Below are 454 nucleotides of genomic sequence, written 5' to 3'. Positions count from 1 at the left end.
GCCTGCCATCTGGCAGGCTTTTTTTATCGCTAAATAATACAGCAACCTTTAATAATCTTCTGCTGAATAAAGATTATCTCATATATTAATTTTATGAGATTTTTTTAGGATTATATCAAGGAGAAGAAACAAACTTATTAAGCTAGAATAGCCACGGGTGCTTGAGACTGTTTGTCTCAGGTATTCACCGAAAGGCAGACAGAGAAAAGCACCACCTGACTATAAATCAAAGTTTGTACTGACCCCAAAAAGTTGGACAGTTAAACACGAGGCATATAGGTCTGATTCCGATATTCAATTGGAGTCAGACCTTTTAATTTCAGGCTAATTCTTCTGCTGTTGTAGTATTCAATATATTCCGTAACAGCATCCTTCAGTTCGCTTATATTACTGAACTCATCAAGATAAAAACACTCCGACTTTAAGGTTCCAAAGAAACACTCCACCACAGCAT

Annotated in this window: 1 protein-coding gene; it reads right to left on the bottom strand. The window is 36.6% G+C overall.

Annotation, left to right across the window (positions count from 1 at the left end; genetic code table 11):
• Positions 1-260 precede the first annotated feature (260 nt).
• The coding region (locus A7976_RS06780; protein WP_000962798.1) for an IS3 family transposase at positions 261-454 on the bottom strand (194 nt) is incomplete at its 5' end.

The organism is Methylobacillus sp. MM3 (genome assembly GCF_001645185.1).
Classification (GTDB): Bacteria; Pseudomonadota; Gammaproteobacteria; order Burkholderiales; family Methylophilaceae; genus MM2.
The sequence above is the reverse complement of the archived record's forward strand: the minus strand, read 5'-3'. Positions and strand labels throughout refer to the sequence as shown.